At 48.5% G+C, this 18,077-nt stretch carries 17 protein-coding genes; 6 read left to right on the top strand and 11 right to left on the bottom strand.

The window, feature by feature from the left end; genetic code table 11:
* Nucleotides 1-12 precede the first annotated feature (12 nt).
* From KXD37_RS19020 to KXD37_RS18995, 6 genes are all read right to left on the bottom strand, one after another.
* Complete coding sequence (locus KXD37_RS19020) at nt 13-318, bottom strand: YunC family protein (protein WP_010331750.1); 306 nt, start codon at nt 316-318, stop codon at nt 13-15.
* 64 nt (nt 319-382) lie between these two features.
* The gene (locus tag KXD37_RS19015) at nt 383-1,771 is read right to left on the bottom strand and encodes a bifunctional metallophosphatase/5'-nucleotidase (protein ID WP_106022005.1); all 1,389 of its coding nucleotides are present in this window, start codon (nt 1,769-1,771) and stop codon (nt 383-385) included.
* Between the two features lie 20 nt (nt 1,772-1,791).
* A complete protein-coding gene (locus KXD37_RS19010) occupies nt 1,792-2,613 on the bottom strand; it encodes a sulfite exporter TauE/SafE family protein (RefSeq protein ID WP_101860000.1) in 822 nt (273 codons plus the stop codon).
* Between the two features lie 17 nt (nt 2,614-2,630).
* Nucleotides 2,631-3,479, bottom strand: coding sequence for a DUF72 domain-containing protein (locus KXD37_RS19005; RefSeq protein WP_106019932.1), 849 nt, complete (start codon nt 3,477-3,479; stop codon nt 2,631-2,633).
* Between the two features lie 37 nt (nt 3,480-3,516).
* Nucleotides 3,517-3,864, bottom strand: a complete 348-nt coding sequence (locus KXD37_RS19000) for a hypothetical protein (RefSeq protein ID WP_106022028.1) — start codon at nt 3,862-3,864, stop codon at nt 3,517-3,519.
* Nucleotides 3,865-3,962: 98 nt separating this feature from the next.
* Entirely contained in the window at nt 3,963-5,306 is a 1,344-nt protein-coding gene (locus tag KXD37_RS18995) for an allantoinase (RefSeq protein ID WP_127696516.1), read from the bottom strand.
* A 180-nt stretch (nt 5,307-5,486) separates the two neighbouring features.
* Between KXD37_RS18995 and pucR the strand changes: the two genes are divergently transcribed.
* The 6 genes from pucR (at nt 5,487) to KXD37_RS18965 (ending at nt 12,087) form a co-directional block, all read left to right on the top strand.
* Nucleotides 5,487-7,082 (top strand): purine catabolism transcriptional regulator PucR, encoded by a 1,596-nt coding sequence (gene pucR / locus KXD37_RS18990; RefSeq protein ID WP_059292619.1) that lies wholly within the window; start codon nt 5,487-5,489, stop codon nt 7,080-7,082.
* A gap of 200 nt (nt 7,083-7,282) precedes the next feature.
* Nucleotides 7,283-8,578: a nucleobase:cation symporter-2 family protein gene (locus KXD37_RS18985; RefSeq protein WP_404506194.1), complete on the top strand. Its 1,296-nt coding sequence runs from the start codon at nt 7,283-7,285 to the stop codon at nt 8,576-8,578.
* Between the two features lie 6 nt (nt 8,579-8,584).
* Entirely contained in the window at nt 8,585-9,877 is a 1,293-nt protein-coding gene (locus KXD37_RS18980; RefSeq protein ID WP_263463693.1) for a nucleobase:cation symporter-2 family protein, read from the top strand.
* Between the two features lie 13 nt (nt 9,878-9,890).
* Entirely contained in the window at nt 9,891-11,375 is a 1,485-nt protein-coding gene (pucL, locus tag KXD37_RS18975; RefSeq protein ID WP_127696513.1) for a factor-independent urate hydroxylase, read from the top strand.
* Complete coding sequence (uraH, locus tag KXD37_RS18970) at nt 11,375-11,728, top strand: hydroxyisourate hydrolase (RefSeq protein WP_127696512.1); 354 nt, start codon at nt 11,375-11,377, stop codon at nt 11,726-11,728. Before pucL ends, uraH begins: the two co-directional genes overlap by 1 nt.
* A gap of 281 nt (nt 11,729-12,009) precedes the next feature.
* Nucleotides 12,010-12,087, top strand: coding sequence for a YjcZ family sporulation protein (locus KXD37_RS18965; protein WP_072175780.1), 78 nt, complete (start codon nt 12,010-12,012; stop codon nt 12,085-12,087).
* Nucleotides 12,088-12,665: 578 nt separating this feature from the next.
* Here the strand turns inward: KXD37_RS18965 and pucE are convergent.
* From pucE to KXD37_RS18940, 5 genes are read right to left on the bottom strand one after another with little or no spacing between them, the layout of a single operon-like run.
* Nucleotides 12,666-13,226 (bottom strand): xanthine dehydrogenase subunit E, encoded by a 561-nt coding sequence (pucE, locus tag KXD37_RS18960; protein ID WP_127696511.1) that lies wholly within the window; start codon nt 13,224-13,226, stop codon nt 12,666-12,668.
* A complete protein-coding gene (gene pucD, locus KXD37_RS18955) occupies nt 13,217-15,454 on the bottom strand; it encodes a xanthine dehydrogenase subunit D (protein ID WP_127696510.1) in 2,238 nt (745 codons plus the stop codon). Before pucD ends, pucE begins: the two co-directional genes overlap by 10 nt.
* On the bottom strand, nt 15,455-16,288 hold the full coding sequence (gene pucC / locus KXD37_RS18950; RefSeq protein WP_151174492.1) for a xanthine dehydrogenase subunit C: 834 nt from the start codon (nt 16,286-16,288) through the stop codon (nt 15,455-15,457).
* The gene (gene pucB, locus KXD37_RS18945) at nt 16,227-16,892 is read right to left on the bottom strand and encodes a xanthine dehydrogenase accessory protein PucB (protein ID WP_263463692.1); all 666 of its coding nucleotides are present in this window, start codon (nt 16,890-16,892) and stop codon (nt 16,227-16,229) included. The genes pucC and pucB overlap by 62 nt, the downstream gene beginning before the upstream one ends.
* The gene (locus KXD37_RS18940; protein WP_254517863.1) at nt 16,889-17,890 is read right to left on the bottom strand and encodes an XdhC family protein; all 1,002 of its coding nucleotides are present in this window, start codon (nt 17,888-17,890) and stop codon (nt 16,889-16,891) included. Before KXD37_RS18940 ends, pucB begins: the two co-directional genes overlap by 4 nt.
* Between the last annotated feature and the right edge of the window lie 187 nt (nt 17,891-18,077).

Genomic DNA, 18,077 nt, shown 5'->3' with positions numbered 1-18,077 from the left:
GGCCAATTTATTTTATTTCACCATTTTTAAAAGCGCTTCTCTGCCGCTCATGCCGGCATGAATGCCAAGATCTTCTGCGGCATATGTGACGGATTCTAAAGGGGCGTCTAACAGCTGGTCAATGGTTCGCACACCAACCGCCCGTCCCGCCACAATTCCACGCTCCTTTAATTTTTCATTCAGCAGCGCCACATCAAGCGCGCCGCACATAATGTATCCGTGATCATTGGAGACTGCCATGAAATTTGTTTTTGGAAGCTTTACTGTCACAGCTGTAAAAGGCTGTCCTTCGATCATAATCGGTGTCAGATTTACCACGTCAACCACTCCCTTCCTTCATCACTTTATGATGAAGGGCACGGCTTGTTGTGGGCTGACCTCCTTATTGTGCAAGCTTCCAGGCAAGCAGATCCCGCAAAAATTCCGGCATGAAATATTCTTTTACCTCGGCGTCGCGGATGATTGGAAACAGCCTGCCGAGCGTAAACATGTCAAGCACGGCCACAGCGTATTGTTTATTTTTATCTATGTCATCTCCGTTCAGCGTAATCCGGGTGACGTGCGTCATCCCATCGTCCAGCCGTTTTGTTTCGACATCGACACCCGCGTACACCATTTTCCCCATCACTTCTCCCCGGAAGCCCAATCCTTTAATTCGAAGCTGCTCCATCTGTTCCGAAGCGGCATGAACAATCGTTTCCTTCAGTTCCTCTCCCGTCAGGCGGACAGTAACCGGGTTGATGGGGTGAGGGCAGATGCGGTGCAGGTCAAGTTTGGTCACCGGGCCGGCTTTAAGCGGTCCGAGGATGACGCCGGAATTCACCATGCTGATGTCGGCTCCGCACCATTCCTTTAACGCATATGCCAAAAGTAAAGGCAGATCGGATTCTTCAAACCACTTGACTTCAGCATCTTGCGCAAGCTCCGCAACGGCAACGGACAGCTTTTCCTCGGCTTCACGTTCTTTTTCCTCAAGAAATGCTTTGGTTTCCGCCGATTCCCCTGTCCATTCAGCCATGTTTTGAACAGACGCTGTTTTGCTGATGATTTTTCGCTTTTCAGTGTCCATCGTGATGTCTACACAGCCGACATAGTTTCCGTATTTCTCAGCGCTGGCAAGCAATACGCCGTTGACCATCTGTCCATTTTCAAGCAGATGGTGAGTATGAGACTCGAGGATAACGTCAATCTCCGGAACCGCTTCAGCAACCGCTTGATCGTCAAGAATTCCCAAATGCGACAGGAGAACGATGATATCAGCTTGTCCTTTCACTTCCTGTATGGTTTCTTTTATACTTTCGAGCGCATCAGTAACAGTCCATTCCAGCTTGTCATATACGGGATAATACGGCACCGTTACACCTAACAAAGCAATGGTCATGCCGTTTCTCAAGGTTTTGATATGGTAAGGAACCGCCCAGGACGGGCGGTTTCCGTTTTTGTCATACAGATTAGAGACGATAACGGGAAAATCGGCATGATCATATAAAGAAGCAAGTTCTTCATGAGGAAGGGTAATCCCCTCGTTATTGCCGATAGCCGCTCCATCAATTTGAAGACGGTTTAAGAGGTCTACATTGGCTTTTCCGAATGTGGCCTCTGTCACAAAATGAAAACGATCAATATGATCACCAATATCAAAAACGAGCGTCTCTTCGCTGTGCAACTGATGTTCTTTTCTTTTTTGCTCAATATAATCTGTTATTTTTGGCCAATTTTCAAAATGGCTGTGCAAATCATTTGTGTGATATAAGCGGAGCTTCTCTTTCATATCATTCTCTCCCTAATCGTTCAGCTGAAAATGCCTTCATAAATGAGCTGGCAGCCGATCAAAATTAATACGATCCGCATAATCATAACGATCGTTTTCGTCTGCATTTTTCGGTTGATGGCGGCGCCAAGCCTTCCGCCGAACCAAGCGCCGGGCACAAGCGCGAGGGCGTACAGCCAATTCACATGCCCGGACATGATATGTGAAACAGATCCTGTCATAGAAGATAGGAAAATAATGAACATGGACGTTGCCACCGCAACCTTTGGCGGGAACAGAAATAGCAGCATCATGGCCGGAACCATCAGCGAGCCGCCGCCTATTCCAAAGAGCCCGCCTAAAAAGCCGACAACAAAGGCGATGGCAATCCCGACAGGCGCCTGATATGAGTAAGTATAGGGCTCTCCGGCATCATCCTGAAAAGTCCGTATTATTCCTCTGTGCTCTTTGTTTACCGGCCGCGCCTTCGCTTTCAGCATTAAGGATAATGAAATAAGAATCATAAATATGCCAAACCAAATGGAAAACGAGTTTGAATTAAAAAGCTTTGACACGTAAGCCCCAATAATGCTGCCGGGACCTGAACCGATAAAGAAAATGAGCCCGCTTTTATAATCAACCGTTTTATATTTAATATAAGCCAAAGTTGAGGAAAGACCCGTAAAAATAATGACCAGAAGCGAAGTCCCGATGGCGACCTGCGGCGTCACATCCTGAAAATACGGCGTCACCGCGCTTAAAAACATCATGGCCGGAACGATGACAATCCCGCCGCCGAGTCCAATCAAACTTCCTACCGTACCCGCAATAAATCCCAGTACGATCAAAATCACAAACGACATCAATCAAAACCTCTTTTCTAAAATAAATCGAGCTGTCTTGGAGAAAGTCCGGAGTACTCGATATCAAGCAGTTCAAGCATCTGCTTGCCGTTATCCGCGGCGTCTCCGCCGGAATTGTTGTTGAACAGGACAAATACATCTTTACACTGCTGCTGCAATGCGTTCAGATGCTTTTTCCAGTCTTCCAGCTCCTGTTTGTTATAGCGGTATAAATATCTGACCTCACGCCAGTTTTTCCCGCCATCAGGCTTCATCCAGCCCTGCTTATTGCGTCCGTGAAACCTGACGAGCGTTTTGTTTTCATCGGTCGCCCGCAACACAGTCGGGACACTTCCATCGCCGATTTGCGGTTCATCACATACGCTGTGAATCCAGCCTTCCGCTTTCATAAAGGAAAGCGTCTGCTCATAAAATGGCGGCGAAAACCAGGAGCGGTTTCTGAACTCAAGCGCGCAAGGAATATCGCCCATTTGATTTTTGCACCATCTTAAATAAGCGACATTTTCTTTCTTGCAGTCAAACCACGGCGGAAATTGAAACAGCACCATGGCGAGCTTATTGCTATGTAAATATGGCGTTAAGGACAGCTTAAAAGCATCAAACATCTCCTCTTTGGAGTCAAACGGAATGTCGCCGCGCTGATGCCCCGTCATGCCCTGATACGCTTTAATGATAAATTGGAAGGTTTCCGGTGTTTCCTTCACCCACTTTTCATTGTTGCGCGCCGGCTGAATCGCGTAAAAGCTCGCGTCTAATTCCACGATCGGAAAATGGGAGGAATAGGCCTGCAATTTTTTCTGGCTGGCCGTTTTCGGCGGATAAATGCTGTCATGATCCCCCCATCCCGTCAGTCCGATATAAATCACAATCATTCACCTCTCTTCCAGTTTATCACACGCGTTTTCAGGTTTCCTCGGAAATGCTGTTCATATTGCGGAAAAACGCTGAGCGCAGATGCTGATATTGTTCCTCATTGGTATCCAAAAACGCCTCCTCTCTTGAGGAAGGGATATTTTGGTACTCAATAGGCTCCTGAAACTGTTCACTCGTAAAGTCATACACAGCCCCATTTATGCTGTTATAAAAATGCCAGCTCCCACCGATCTTTGTTTTGAAAATATCGCCCCCGAATTGCTCCTGTATCACCAATGCCGTCACGCCGCATTGCCCGCATGCCGGGCATTCTTTCGTCCATTTGGAACTCGTATGCAGCGACCATGATTGATTTAGTATGTGTTTGATGTGTTCCATCATCGAAAGCCCCCTTTTTAAAAAGATACCACGATGATTGATTTTTAAAAACCAAAGTCACTGACATAAAAAAACCGGCAGAATTCAATCTGCCGGGCTTACGAAGGAACGACCAATGCTCCCTCAATTCCGCTGTCTGCTTTCTCCCCATCACTGTACACGCTCCGTCCTCTGCTGTAGGTGGCCGAGATGCGGCAGGGGAAAGTATGTCCTTCATAAATGCTCTGCTTATGTTTTGCAAACATCGTTTCTGTTGTGACTGTGTACGGCTCCATGCTGACGAGAACGAGATCCGCGTCCCGCCCCTCTTCAAGCCTCCCTTTTTGCTGAAGGCCGAATCGCTTCGCGGGTGCCCCCGCTGTCCATTCAGCAATGGTTTCAAATGGAATGTCCCGCTCAAGGGCCAGTTCAAGCATGGCCAATAAAGTAAACTGACCGCCGCTGATTCCGCCCCATGACAAAAACATATTATCCTCCCGCTTCAGAGAAGGACGGCAGGGGGAGTGGTCCGAGGACACCATGTCAATATCCCCCGCGATCAGCGTATCAATTAACGCCTCTTTTGATGGCTGCGATCTGAGCGGAGGGGCGCATTTTGCGACAGAGCCCTTTTCCCGTAAATCGTCATGGCTGAACAAAACATAATGCGGGCATGTTTCTACCGTTATATCCAATCCCTCCTGTTTCGCCTCCCGTATCAAGCGGACCGCTTTTGCTGTACTGATGTGGACAAAATGCACCGGACAGCCCGTCACTTTCGCATACTGAATCGTGCGATACACCGCTTCAGCTTCGGCTTCCTCCGGGCGGGAGGCCGCGTACGCATCCGCATTCACTTTCCCTTTATTCGCCCATTCCATCTGCAAAAAGCTTGTGATCGCATCGCTTTCTGCGTGAAGAGCAAGGATTTTTCCTGCGGCCGCAATTTCTTTCATGCCTTTGAGCAAGGTCCGTTCATCAACAGAGCGAAACTCCTCTGTGCCTGATTTTGATAAAAATGCTTTAAATCCTATCGCACCCGCTTCAGCCATCGGATGTATGTCATCAATATGACCGGGCACAAGGCCGCCCCATAACGCAAAATCCACCGCCGATTTTTGCCTGCCGATTTCAGCTTTTGCGAGAAGGTTTTCAGCCGTCACCGTGGATGGAATGCAGTTCAGCGGCATATCAAAATAAGTGGTGCAGCCGCCTGCAGCCATCATCTGTGAGCCCGTTTCAAACCCTTCCCAATCCTCTCTGCCCGGTTCGTTGAAATGAACATGGCAATCGACCGAACCCGGAAAAATATATTGCCCGCTAGCCTCCACAACTGGTGCCCCCTCTGCTTCAATTGCAGAACCGATCTTGGCAATAGTCCCGTTTTTCATTGCAATATCAGCTTCTTTAACACCATCCGGCGTGACTGCCTTTGCGCCTTTTATTACTAAATCGTAAGCCATACTGAACCCTCCCCTGTAAGGATGATGAATTTTTATGTCAGTTTATGTAACACAATCAGTCTATTTTCAACATTTTACTGTTACTATGATCGTATTACATCAGCAAAACAGCTAGAATTAATAATGAAATTTATTCATCTTAACCAATGGTTACTTTTTGTGAGAAAAGGAGAATGAGCTATGAATATTTTTGATGTGATGAAAATACCGGCTTACGAAAATGCAGTTTTAATTGCGGGCAAAGCAGGGGGAGAAAGAGAGGTTCAGCATGTCAACATGATGGATGCTCCTGATATCGCGGATTTTCTGCATAAAGACGAGCTGCTCGTCACCACCGCGTATCACCTGAAGGACAATCCTCACCAGTTATCAGAGCTGATTCGGCAAATGGCAAAACGCGGCTGTGCCGGTCTCGGCATTAAAACAAAACGGTACCTGGAGGATATCCCGAAAGAAATCATTGACCTCGCCGATTCACACGCGTTTCCGATCATCGAGCTCCCTGAGCATATACGCCTCGGAGACATTGTCAACGCCACGCTGAGCCATATTCTTGATATGCGTTCAAACGAGCTTCAGCAAGCCATTTACGCACATAAGAAATTCACAAACCACATTATGAGCGGCAAGGGATTGCAATCTCTGCTCAAAAAGGTATCAGACCTCCTTCATCTTCCCGTGCTGCTCCTTGACCAGCATGCCAAAATGCTTTCTGCATCTCATCAGATTTCATTTGAAACCGAAAAGCTCAAAAGCACGCTGCACACCGTGTCCGGGCCGTTTTTCACTTGTTTCTCTTCGATCTCAAATCAGAAAACATATTCTGTCCTTCCTATCTATAATCATGAAAAAAGCTGCGGCTACCTGCTTATACCGGAAATGGTCCAAGCCGCTGATAAAGGATTGATTCTCACCATTGAACAGGCTGCGAACGTGATTTCCTTTGAGCTGCTGAAGGAAAACGCGCTGAAGCAATACAGCCGGCGGGCGCGGAATGAGTTTTTCAGTAATTTTATCGAGCGGTCGTTCTCTTCAGACGACGAAATCAAAAACCGGGCAAAAGAATTTAAGCTTCGCTGGGATCAAAAATATATGTGCATCGCCGGAAAGCTCGACCGGAATGACAGATCGATCAGCTTTACTGAAAATCAGCTGGCCTCTGACAGCGTATTTGAATTTCTTGAAGGCGAATTGTCTGCCTTCCCGTTTCCGCCTCACCTCTTTATTAAAGGAAATGTCGGCATTCTGCTGATCGAGGCGACAGACAGCTGGAGTGAAATGCACGCCTCAGTGATCAGCTTTTTAGAGCAGTTCCAGACACAGGTCAAAACCCAATTTAAACGGACATTGTCCTTTGGCATCAGCAACATTTGCCAAAAGCTGATCGATGTCCCGGACGCTTTCACAGAAGCGTCTGACGCTCTCCAATCAGGGCATTTATCAAGAAGCACGGAGTTTATCCAAGTGTATCACGCGAAAGATGTACCTGAGTTGCTCCGCCTGCTTCCGGTTGAGGATTTGAAGAAATTTTACAATTCCACTCTTCAAAGCCTGGCTGAAAAGCAGCAGGAGGATCAAAGCCTGCTTCATACACTGTCTGTCTATCTAGAGACACACTGCCAGATTTCCGAGACGGCAAAACGTTTGTACGTGCATCGCAATACGGTCATCTACCGCCTCGAAAAATGTGAAGAATTACTGGGCAAAAGCTTAAAAGATCCCGAAACGACAATGCGGTTGCGGCTTGCCTTGCGGATGCAGCGGCTGATTAGCTAGCATTTGTCACATGGTGTTACAAAAGAAATGGCTTTTCGTTACTTTCAGCAATAACGCTCCTATTTTTCAGCTACTGTATCCAATGACATCCCGCAAACGGCACGCTATCATGTTACTAAAGTTCACATGTAAAAGGAGGGACTGTAGTGAAACAAAAACCGTTTGCAGTGTTCACTCTTGGCCTGCAGCATGTGCTGGCCATGTACGCAGGTGCGATTTTGGTGCCTCTGCTTGTCGGCAGAGCGCTGAATGTAACGTCGGAACAGCTGTCTTACCTATTGGCGATTGACCTGTTAACGTGCGGAGCCGCGACGCTTTTGCAAACCTGGCGAGGAACGCACATCGGCATTGGGCTTCCCGTCATGCTCGGCAGCTCGTTCGTGGCCGTCACCCCGATGATTGCAATTGGTGCAAATTACGGCATTTCAGCGATTTACGGTTCAATCATCGCAGCCGGTGTCTTGATCTTCTTGTGTGCCCGTTTCTTCGGCAAGCTGACCGTGTTATTCCCTCCTGTCGTAACAGGAACTGTTGTCACCTTGATTGGTCTTTCTCTTGTTCCGACAGGTGTGAAAAATATGGCTGGCGGAGAAAAAGCAAACGGCAGCGCCAATCCCGAGTACGGTTCGCTCGAAAATCTTCTTCTTTCTGTCAGCGTCCTTATCCTGATCTTAGTCCTCAACCGCTTTCTCAAAGGGTTTGCCCGAACGCTTTCCGTTCTGATCGGGATTGCTGCGGGTACTGCGGCGGCTGCCGTCATGGGCAAGGTCAGCTTTTCATCTGTATCTGAAGCCCCATTCTTTCAAATCCCGAAGCCGTTTTACTTCGGCGCTCCATCTTTTGAAATCGGTCCGATCATCACGATGCTGATCGTCGGAATTGTCATTATCGTTGAATCAACCGGCGTTTTTTACGCCATCGGAAAGATATGCGGCCGACCCCTAACCGAAAAAGATCTGGTCAAAGGCTATCGGGCGGAGGGGATCGCCATTATGATAGGCGGGCTGTTCAACGCCTTTCCCTATAATACATTTGCACAAAACGCCGGATTATTGCAGCTGACAAAGGTGAAAACGAGAAATGTCGTCGTCACCGCGGGCTGTATCCTTCTTTTCCTCGGGCTGATTCCTAAGGTTGCCGCTCTTGCTTCCTCCGTTCCCGCGGCTGTGCTCGGCGGCGCAACCGTTGTCATGTTCGGCATGGTTATCGCCTCCGGAGTAAAAATGCTCAGTACAGTGGATCTGAAAAACCAATATCATCTGCTGACCATCGCCTGCTCAATCGCACTCGGCATCGGCGCCAGCACAGTACCGGCGATTTTCGCAGAGTTTCCCGCTCCGATCCGTATTTTGGTCAGTGACGGCACCATCACAGGAAGCCTGACCGCGATCTTTTTAAACCTATTCTTCAGTTTGCGCGCCAGCAAGGAAAAAACCGTTCAGAAGGAAGAACTGCCGGTATTAGAAAACACACTTGTTTTAGAAAAAGAGGTGTAAATAGAGATGAAGGAACAGCAAAATTCCTTTCAGCTTTTGATGCTTGGGCTTCAGCATATGCTGGCGATGTATGCGGGAGCCATTCTCGTCCCTCTGATCGTCGGAGCTGCGATCGGGCTGAATGCGGGCCAGCTGACATATTTAATTGCCATTGATTTGTTTATGTGCGGGGCAGCCACTCTTTTACAACTCTGGAAAAACCGCTATTTCGGCATCGGCCTCCCCGTTGTCCTCGGCTGTACGTTTACTGCAGTCGGCCCGATGATTTCCATTGGCAGCATATACGGTGTCTCAGCGATTTACGGTGCGATTATCGCAGCCGGGCTGATTGTCGTTTTAGCCGCGGGCTTCTTTGGAAAGCTTGTACGTTTTTTCCCGCCGGTCGTAACCGGCTCAGTCGTTATGATTATCGGCATCAGCCTGATTCCGACGGCGATGAATAATCTGGCCGGCGGTGAAGGCAGCAAAGACTTCGGCTCACTAGGCAACGTGCTGCTTGGCTTTGCTGTTACAGCCTTTATTTTAGTGCTGTTTTATTTCTTTAAAGGGTTTATCCGCTCCATTGCGATTTTGCTCGGCCTTGCAGCTGGAACGGCAGCCGCTTTCTTTATGGGAAAAGTCGATTTTTCTGAGGTCGCGGAGGCGTCCTGGGTTCATGTTCCTTCTATATTTTATTTCGGCATGCCAACCTTTGAGCTGCCTGCCATTCTCACCATGCTATTGGTTGCGATTGTCAGCCTTGTTGAATCAACGGGTGTTTACTTTGCTCTATCCGATATGACAAACCGGAAACTAACAGAAAAAGATCTTGAGAAAGGCTACCGGGCGGAGGGGCTTGCGATTGTGCTTGGCGGCATGTTTAACGCGTTTCCGTATACAGCTTTCTCGCAAAATGTCGGTATCGTTCAGCTTTCAAAAATGAAAAGTGTCAATGTCATCGCCATCACCGGGTTTATGCTGATGGCAGTCGGCCTGATTCCAAAAGCCGCGGCATTGACGACCGTGATCCCGAATGCAGTGCTCGGCGGTGCGATGATTGTCATGTTCGGCATGGTCATTTCTTACGGTATTAAAATGCTTTCCAGCGTCGATTTTGAATCACAAGGCAATCTGCTGATCATTGCTTCTTCTGTCAGCTTAGGGCTTGGCGCCACGACGGTGCCCGCTTTGTTTTCATCTCTTCCGGGAGCAGCTTCCGTGTTGACCGGAAGCGGCATTGTCATTGGCAGCTTAACCGCGATCGCACTGAACGCTTTTTATCAATTCAAACGGCCCCATAGCGCGGAAATAAATACGTAAAGGGTGATGGCTCATGTTCACGATTGACGACCTGAATCAAATGGATAGACAAACACTGACTGACACACTTGGATCTATTTTCGAGCACTCTGCATGGATTGCGGAGGAGGCCGCGGCACTCCGCCCGTTTTCCTCCCTTTCTGATTTGCATCAAAAAATGTCCCGCTTGGTCAAAGCTGCGGATCGCAAGACACAGCTTGAGCTCATCTGCAAGCACCCTCGCCTCGGCACCAAGAAACCAATGAGCGCTTCCTCTTTAAAAGAGCAGCAAAACGCAGGGCTCAGTAAGCTTGAACAGCAGGAATACGAGGAATTTCTCAAACGAAATGAAGACTACTATCATAACTTCGGTTTTCCTTTTATTTTAGCGGTAAAGGAAAAAACGAAACAGGAGATCCGCCAAGCTCTGCTGACAAGGCTGAAGAACAAACCGGAAACAGAATTCCAGCAGGCTCTTGAGGAAATATACCGCATCGCCCGCTTTCGTTTAGAGGACATCATTACAGAAAAAGGAGCGATTCAAATGAAAAGAACCATGTCTTACGGCAAAGGAAATGTGTTTGCATACCGAACGTTTTTAAAACCGCTCACAGGCATAAATCAAATCCCAGAGTCTTCTTTTACGGGCAGAACCAATACAGTTGTCGGCATTGATGTGACATGCGAAATTGGCGGAGATGCCTTTTTGCCGTCATTTACAGACGGAGATAATACGCTTATCGTGGCTACGGATTCGATGAAAAACTTTATTCAGCGCCACCTCGCTTCCTATGAGGGAACAACCACCGAGGGCTTCTTGCATTATGTGGCTCACAGATTTTTAGACACCTATTCTCATATGGATACGATCACTCTGACAGGTGAAGACATTCCGTTTGTAGCGATGCCTGCATACGAGGATGAAGAGCTCGGTATAAGCCAGCTTGTCTTCAGAAGATCGCGCAATGAACGCGCTCGGTCGGTGCTGAAAGCAGAACGAATGGGGGATACGATAACGCTGAAGGAGCAATACAGCGAAATCACGGATCTCCAGCTTGTCAAAGTGAGCGGAAACTCCTTCGTCGGCTTTATCAGAGACGAATATACGACTCTTCCTGAAGATGGCAATCGTCCGCTCTTTGTCTATTTAAACATCAGCTGGCGTTATGAACATGCGGAAGATGCGTACGCCGCCGATCCCGCCCGTTACGTGGCGGCTGAACAAATCCGTGACTTAGCGAGCACTGTATTTCACGAGCTCGAAACGCCCTCCATTCAAAACTTAATCTATCATATCGGATGCAGAATATTAACGAGATTCCCGCAGCTCGCGGATGTCAGCTTCCAATCTCAAAATCACACATGGGATACAGTCGTCGAAGAGATTCCGGGCACAAAAGGAAAAGTCTACACAGAACCGCGCCCGCCATTCGGTTTCCAGCGGTTCACCGTGACGAGAGAAGACGCCGAGAAAGAAAAACGGAATGCCGGGGAAGCATTAGGGAGCCTGAATGCCTGATGGGAAAGCTGACAACGCATATCTTGGATTTAACCTGCGGCAAACCCGCGGCAAACGTAAAAATCGAATTGAAGCGGCTGTGCGAAGGTGAAAGCCTTCCCCTTGTCAAAGAGGCTTTTACGAATGAAGACGGCCGAGTCGACGCTCCGCTCCTTGCGGGAGAAGAGCTGAAGTCCGGGGAGTATGTGATGGAGTTCCATGCGGGGGATTACTTTGCGGAAAAGAAAGCGAACACGGCTGAGCCGTTCTTAACGATTGTAACAGTTCGTTTCCATCTTTCTGATCCGGAAGCTGATTATCATATCCCGCTTTTGCTGTCGCCGTTTGGTTATCAGGTGTATAGGGGGAGTTAAGAAAAGAGCCCGCCCGCTGGTGAGGCGGGCTCCGCAAATGTTTAGGGGTTGCTGGATCACTGCATAAATAAAAGACCCTCCCTATTGTGAGAGGATTCCTGCGAATTATGCCACATCCGGACCTCGTATTTGAGAGTTCGAGTTTGTTTTTAAATATTAAATTTATCGTTCTCTATTTCTACTTAGACTAAAAAAAATTTAAAATCAATTAAACTAGTATCACTATCAAGTTATCTCCATCAGCATATCATGTACTATCCTCTTTTAAGGGAGGTGAAGTTATGAGGTCATTCCCTTTGATCGTGGTGCTATTCATCCTATTAATCATCGTTGGCACTTCTTTCTTCGGTGGCTATTAAGAACTCACCTTACCCCATATCCGTCAGACGCCATAAGAATTCTTTATGGCGTTTGTTTTGCTATAGCGACAAGGTTTTGAGCAGGGAAATATAACACTCGCTCACAAATCCTCGTCCTCCATTACAATATGAGATGAGAGCGAGATGTTTTCCCACAACGCGGCCGCGTCTTGATCACGCTCTTCAATTAATCCCACCATTTAGAAACGCTTGTTAACGGATTTGTTAGTTTCTATCGGATCGATTTCTTCCGCACCTACAAAAAAATTTTTTCATTCCCTTTTCTCCAAAATGAATTATTTTATTTTTTCAATCGATTTAACAGGTACTTCCGGTGGATTGAGTATTAAGTCAATCCGTTGAACAGTGACAAAGACGACAGAAAAAATCAGGGAACAAAGAAAGGTTAGTAAAAGTATTTTCCACCAATTTAAGTTATTCATCATCTCTTCTCCCTCTTTCCTTAATTTGTAACATTACCCATTTCTAGTATCAAACACAACTAGGCAAAAAGTAAAGGGAGAAGAGGTATTTCATCTTCACGATCTGTAATTGAAGTTTATCCTTTATCGATTCGCTTAATTTTTTATATCCGGTGCTTTGCCGTAGCTGCGGGAAAAGTCCAATGACTGCCTTTTCCCACTTGCTAACTCTTTTCTAATCCTGCAAGCTGACCGCATAATCCCTCCATAACCGGTACACCGGCACAAATTGCCCGCCAGCCCTTCCTCAATATCTTCGTCAGTAGGTTGCGGTTTTTCCTGAAACAGAGCTTTAAGCGCAATCGTCATCCCGGGTGTGCAATATCCGCATTGGAAGCCTCCTTCCTCCAGGAAAGCGGTTTGGCAGATATCCAGTTCTTCTTTTTGAAGCCCCTCAATGGTTGTGATCGAATGGCCGTCCGCTTGGTATGCCATGGTCATACACGCATTGGCGAGCTTGCCGTCGAGCAGGACAGAACATGCTCCGCAACGGCCGATTCCGCAGGAAATTTTAGTTCCGGTCAGCTGGAATTCCGTCCGCAGAAGGTCACTCAAGCAAGCTGTAGGAACCGCATCAACCTCCCGCGCTATTCCATTCACGGTCATTCGGAACCGATGCTTTTTTACAGAGAAAGATCCTGCTTCTTTTACGTCCATTGCTTTATCCCCTTTCTGTCTATTTCATCAAGCAGCTCTTCACGCGAAATCGGCAGCTTGTTCACCCAGCAGCCGACGGCATCATGTACCGCCTTTACAATCGCCGGGGTGATGGCGATCGTTCCTATTTCTCCGACACCGCGCGGGCCATATGAGTCACCATCCATCAGCTCTTCTATCGCGGTCAGTTTCATTGCCGGAACATCTTTGATTCCTGGAATTACATACTGATCCAAATTCACCGCCGTGTAACGGCCGTCCGTCATTTTTGCTTCCTCCATCAGCGTATAGCCGAGCGCCATAGCAGCGCCGCCTTCGATTTGTCCACGATAGCCCTGCGGACTGACAACTGGACCTGCCGCAATGGCGTGCTCACAATCTATCACTCTGACATCGCCTGTTAATAGATCAATCTCCACCTCAACTGCAGCCGCTCCAAACGAGTAGAGAAAATGGCCGCCGACCACAGGATCAGGCGTTGTCGGAAAATCGAATGCTGTTTCCTCAGTCAAAGGACCTTTTTCTGCCAATTCCTTATAGGTCACCACCAGATCCTTTGTATTATGCATCCGCAGCCCCCCAGCGCTGAAAATAAGTTGTTCAGGCAAATATGAGACCAATTGTGCGGCACGTTTTTTCAGCTGATATAGAAACGGTTTCTTCAAACGCTGGATCACGTGCCACACCATGCTCGTGCCGCGGGATGCTGTGGAGGAGCCTGACTTTGGCACTTTTGCGGTATCCCCGATGATAATGGAAATATCCTCCGCCGCGCAGCCCAGCTCTTCGGTGACAATATGTTCAATCGCGGCGAGGATGCCCTGCCCGCACTCTTCAAACCCAAAAGAAGCCGTGATTTTGCCGTCACTTGAAAGGGAAAGGCGCCCTCCTGCGGCATCCATCCGGCCATAGCCAAGCCCGCCCCCGTGCATGGTAATCGCGGCTCCAACACCTCTTCGTTTATAACGAGACGTCTGATGTTTTCTTTTGAGAATAGGAGATGCAGAAATGACGTTCAACACCTGCGCCGCTCCGTCAGTGGACGCAATCCGATGCTCAAGCGGGCCCAGGTCATGCGGTTTTCTGATATTTTTTCTTCGCAGTTCCAGTGGGTCGATGCCGAGCATGCTGCTGATTTGATCAAGGTGGATTTCCAGCGCGAAGGTGATTTGGTTGCCGCCAAAGCCCCGGAATTCTCCCGCCACCCCGTTGTTCGTAAACACAGAGATCCCTTCAGTGCGGGTATTCGGAATGCGGTACGGACCCGCGGCATGCTCGGCAGAAAAATCCAGGACTGCCGGTCCCAGCGTGGCGTAAGCGCCTGTATCGGCAATGATTTTCACATCATGAGCCAGAAGCTTCCCTGTTTGATCAGCCCCTGTTTTGATCGTGATTTTCATCGGGTGGCGCTTGATTCCTGAGCGTACAGATTCCTTTCTCGTCTGATGAATTTTGACCGGACGCCCGCTTTTACGGGCTAAAAGCGCGGCATACGGCTGAATATTCAGCTCATCCTTTCCGCCAAATGAGCCGCCCATCGGACTCGACACAACCCGAATTTTCTCTTCAGGAATACCAAAAATGCGGGCAAGCTGAAAACGGTCCTTGTAGCCGTGCTGAGTGCCAGCGTACATTGTAAAACCCCCGTCACGTTCTGGAACAGCTACGCCCCCTTCCGTTTCCATATACGTATGCATCTGCCGCGGCAGTTCGTAGGTTTCTTCAAGAATCGTGTGACACGATTGGAACCCCGCTTCCACATCGCCGTGCGAGAAAAACGCACGATGAAGGATGTTCCCGTCCGGGTGCAGCATATGCGCATCTGATCGGAGCGCTTTTTCCGGAGAATCAATGACCGTCAGCTTCCTGTACACCACGTGAATCAGCTCCAGCGCGGCTTCAGCAATGTCTTCCGTTTCTGCTGCGACGGCCGCCACTGCATCTCCGACATAACGTACTCTATCCTCGCATAGAACCGGCTGGTCAGGAATGACAATCCCAAAACGGTTGAAACCTGGAACGTCCTTATGGGTGACAACCGCTCGCACACCTTCCATTTCTTCAGCCTTTTTTGTGCAAATCGACACGATTTCCGCATGAGGATAAGCGCTTCTCAGAATTTTGCCATACAGCATCCCCGGAAAAGTGAGATCAGTCATATACTTCAATTCACCCGTGACCTTTTCCCTTCCATCTGGTCTTATTCTTGGCGGTTTGCTTATGCTCATTTATTCCCCTCCCTCAAACATCAGCTCGGACATGATGACGTTGGCAGCCGCTTTTTTTCTGTATGCCGCTGACACGAAAGCATCGGCTGAAAACGGCAGCTCCTTGATAAGTGTTTCGTACAGCTCGTGCGCCTCCCATTCAGGATCCATCCATTTCGCCTCGCTTTCTATTAATCTTTTCGGCCTGATATCGGCATGACCCGCTGCGAGGCGAATGTCACCGTCTTTCAGTAAACGTCCTGCCGCCACAGCAACCGCTCCGGTAAATGCCTGCCGCCTTCCCAGCTTGCGGAAAAACACACGATCTCCCTCTGGACGCGGGATGATCACACGCGTCACGATTCCATGTGAATACGCTTCACTGGAGATCCATTCAGCAAGCGGCAGCCTGACAAGCTCCTTCTGATAAACGATAAGCTCCGCATCAAGCACAAGCAGAAGCGGAATCAAATCCCCTATTTTACTCGATATGTTGCCGCCAATTGTGGCCCGGCTTCGGATTCCCGGCGCTGCAACAGCAGAAACTGCATCACATAAGCAAGCCAGATCCCGCTTGATGAGGCTGTTTTTTCTGCATTCATTCAGCGTGGTGAGCGCCCCGATCGACACATGGGTGCCGTCAGCGGTAATGCCTTTCATCTCATCAATGCCTTCAAGGCTGATGAGATGCGTTTTCGGAAGAATTCCTTTGTCCCATTGGAGCTGGAGCAGCGTGCTGCCCGATGCTGCACACACATCTGGCGCAAGCTGCTCCAATAGAGAAAATGCCTCATCAAGCGCTGCCGGCTTCCATAATTGAATGTTCATTCGCGCTTGTGTCACTTGTCCGTTCATGTATTCGCCTCCTGACAGTGTCATATTCCTCCGGCGTATCAATATCTTCCAGTTCCTCGCACGCTTTCACTGCCAGCACCGCTCCAGTGCCAAGCTGTCCGTTTTTCAGCAGCCTGCGGGCACCCTCATCTCCCTTTAACTCCTTTACATATGGAAAACAGGCGGATAAGAAATAAATAGGCGGACTGAGCGTACGCAAAGATGCTGACACGGCAAACATTTCATGAGCCCTTGATATCAGGGCATTTACATGATCGACAGAAAGCTGCGGCTGGTCACCCAACAGAATGACGACCCCGTCTGCCCCCATGCTTTTCGCTATTCTCACCCCGGTGCTGACGGAATGCCCTTGGCCCTTTTCCGCCTCTTTACAGACATGCAAACTCCAGCGATCCAGAAAAGGCGGTGCTTGATATTGCTCCCCGATCCACTCAAGTGAAGCATTTTCTGTCCTCTCGACAATCAGCACATGGTCAAGACGGGATAATAGAGCTGTTTTTAATGAAGCCGATCCGATCGTTTCTCCTTTTAGCGGCAATGCCAGCTTGTTTGTGCCCATTCTCTCGCTTTTTCCGGCCGCCAAAAATACACCGATAATGCTCATGTAACCGCCAGCCGTTTTCGCGTTTGAAGGATTTCCGCAACGATGCTGACGGCAATTTCCTCTGGGCCTTCCGCGCCGATTTTCAACCCGACCGGACTGTAAAAATGCGCGGGCGGCTGTTTTCCATTCAGCAGCCGTTTCGTGCGGTTTTCGGAACCCAAAAGCCCGATATAATGAAGGTCCCGAGAAAATAAGGATTCAACGATGACTTGATCGTGCTGAAAATGGTGAGTCGCCACAACAGCGGAATCCTGAGGCGAAAATCCAAATTCACTGAGCATCTGCTCCGGAAAGGCAGTGATCAGCTGATCTGCTTTTGGAAAAAGAGCGGCTGTGCAATACGCAGGCCGCCAATCTGTCACAATGACAGAAAATCCGGTCTCAGCCGCCAATTTGGCGAGCGGTATCATATCTGGTCCCGCCCCAAACAGAATGAGACGCGGCTTCGGCTCAATACGCTGAAAAAAAATGTTTGATGATGGATCAAAATGCGGTACATGAAGCGCTGAAGCGGTGCGTTGAATATCTCGAAGCGGCACATCCGGCCAGTGCCCAAAATACCCGTTCTCTGACAAAAACAAATAACGCCCTGCCTGTGGGGATTCAATCTGTGTAACGGCTGTTACGGCTTTTCCTGAATGAAGGCAGTCTCTTACTCTTTCATAGTGCCGCTTTTTTTCCTGAGAGATTCGTTCCGCATAGATATGAATAACGCCATTGCAGCCGACTCCCATGCCCCACGAAAGATCGTCTTCAGCCCGCATGTCATAGGATATAAGCGCTGTCGTCAGCTGATCGCCGAGTTCACCGATTCTTTCGGATATATCCTCTTCCAGACACCCGCCGCTCAGCAAGCCGATTCTTTCTCCGTTTTTCTTAAAGAGCATGGTGGCGCCCGCTTTTCGATATGCAGAGCCTTCGACTTGTACAATGGTCGCCAGCACAGCTTCATCCTGATCTTCCAGAAGCGCATCTAAAATCGTGTAAAAATACTCCAATGCCGCATCCCCCTTTCAAAAATTGCTGTAAGAAATAAAACGTCATTTTTATAGGTGCCTTGTATAAAGAATAGATGAAAAAAGAAAAAATGACTCATGCTCCGTCAGAAAATGCAACACAGAGAAAACGGATTTGTAAAAAGAGTCAAACGGAGAAAATCAGATTGGAGAATGAGCGAAAATGAAA

Source organism: Bacillus sp. XT-2, assembly GCF_025696525.1.
Classification (GTDB): Bacteria; Bacillota; Bacilli; order Bacillales; family Bacillaceae; genus Bacillus; species Bacillus halotolerans.
Note: the sequence above shows the minus strand (reverse complement) of the source record. Positions and strands in the feature narration are given on the sequence as shown.

What these genes read in the sequence shown, in the direction of transcription:
- pucD (WP_127696510.1), bottom strand. Translation starts at nt 15,454, where the DNA reads ATGAGCATAAGCAAACCGCCAAGAATAAGACCAGATGGAAGGGAAAAG.
- KXD37_RS19000 (WP_106022028.1), bottom strand. Translation starts at nt 3,864, where the DNA reads ATGGAACACATCAAACACATACTAAATCAATCATGGTCGCTGCATACG.
- KXD37_RS19010 (WP_101860000.1), bottom strand. Translation starts at nt 2,613, where the DNA reads ATGTCGTTTGTGATTTTGATCGTACTGGGATTTATTGCGGGTACGGTA.
- KXD37_RS19015 (WP_106022005.1), bottom strand. Translation starts at nt 1,771, where the DNA reads ATGAAAGAGAAGCTCCGCTTATATCACACAAATGATTTGCACAGCCAT.
- pucL (WP_127696513.1), top strand. Translation starts at nt 9,891, where the DNA reads ATGTTCACGATTGACGACCTGAATCAAATGGATAGACAAACACTGACT.
- pucB (WP_263463692.1), bottom strand. Translation starts at nt 16,892, where the DNA reads ATGAGCATTATCGGTGTATTTTTGGCGGCCGGAAAAAGCGAGAGAATG.
- KXD37_RS18980 (WP_263463693.1), top strand. Translation starts at nt 8,585, where the DNA reads ATGAAGGAACAGCAAAATTCCTTTCAGCTTTTGATGCTTGGGCTTCAG.
- uraH (WP_127696512.1), top strand. Translation starts at nt 11,375, where the DNA reads ATGGGAAAGCTGACAACGCATATCTTGGATTTAACCTGCGGCAAACCC.
- KXD37_RS18985 (WP_404506194.1), top strand. Translation starts at nt 7,283, where the DNA reads ATGTACGCAGGTGCGATTTTGGTGCCTCTGCTTGTCGGCAGAGCGCTG.
- pucC (WP_151174492.1), bottom strand. Translation starts at nt 16,288, where the DNA reads ATGAACGGACAAGTGACACAAGCGCGAATGAACATTCAATTATGGAAG.
- pucE (WP_127696511.1), bottom strand. Translation starts at nt 13,226, where the DNA reads ATGGACGTAAAAGAAGCAGGATCTTTCTCTGTAAAAAAGCATCGGTTC.
- pucR (WP_059292619.1), top strand. Translation starts at nt 5,487, where the DNA reads ATGAATATTTTTGATGTGATGAAAATACCGGCTTACGAAAATGCAGTT.
- KXD37_RS18995 (WP_127696516.1), bottom strand. Translation starts at nt 5,306, where the DNA reads ATGGCTTACGATTTAGTAATAAAAGGCGCAAAGGCAGTCACGCCGGAT.
- KXD37_RS18965 (WP_072175780.1), top strand. Translation starts at nt 12,010, where the DNA reads ATGAGGTCATTCCCTTTGATCGTGGTGCTATTCATCCTATTAATCATC.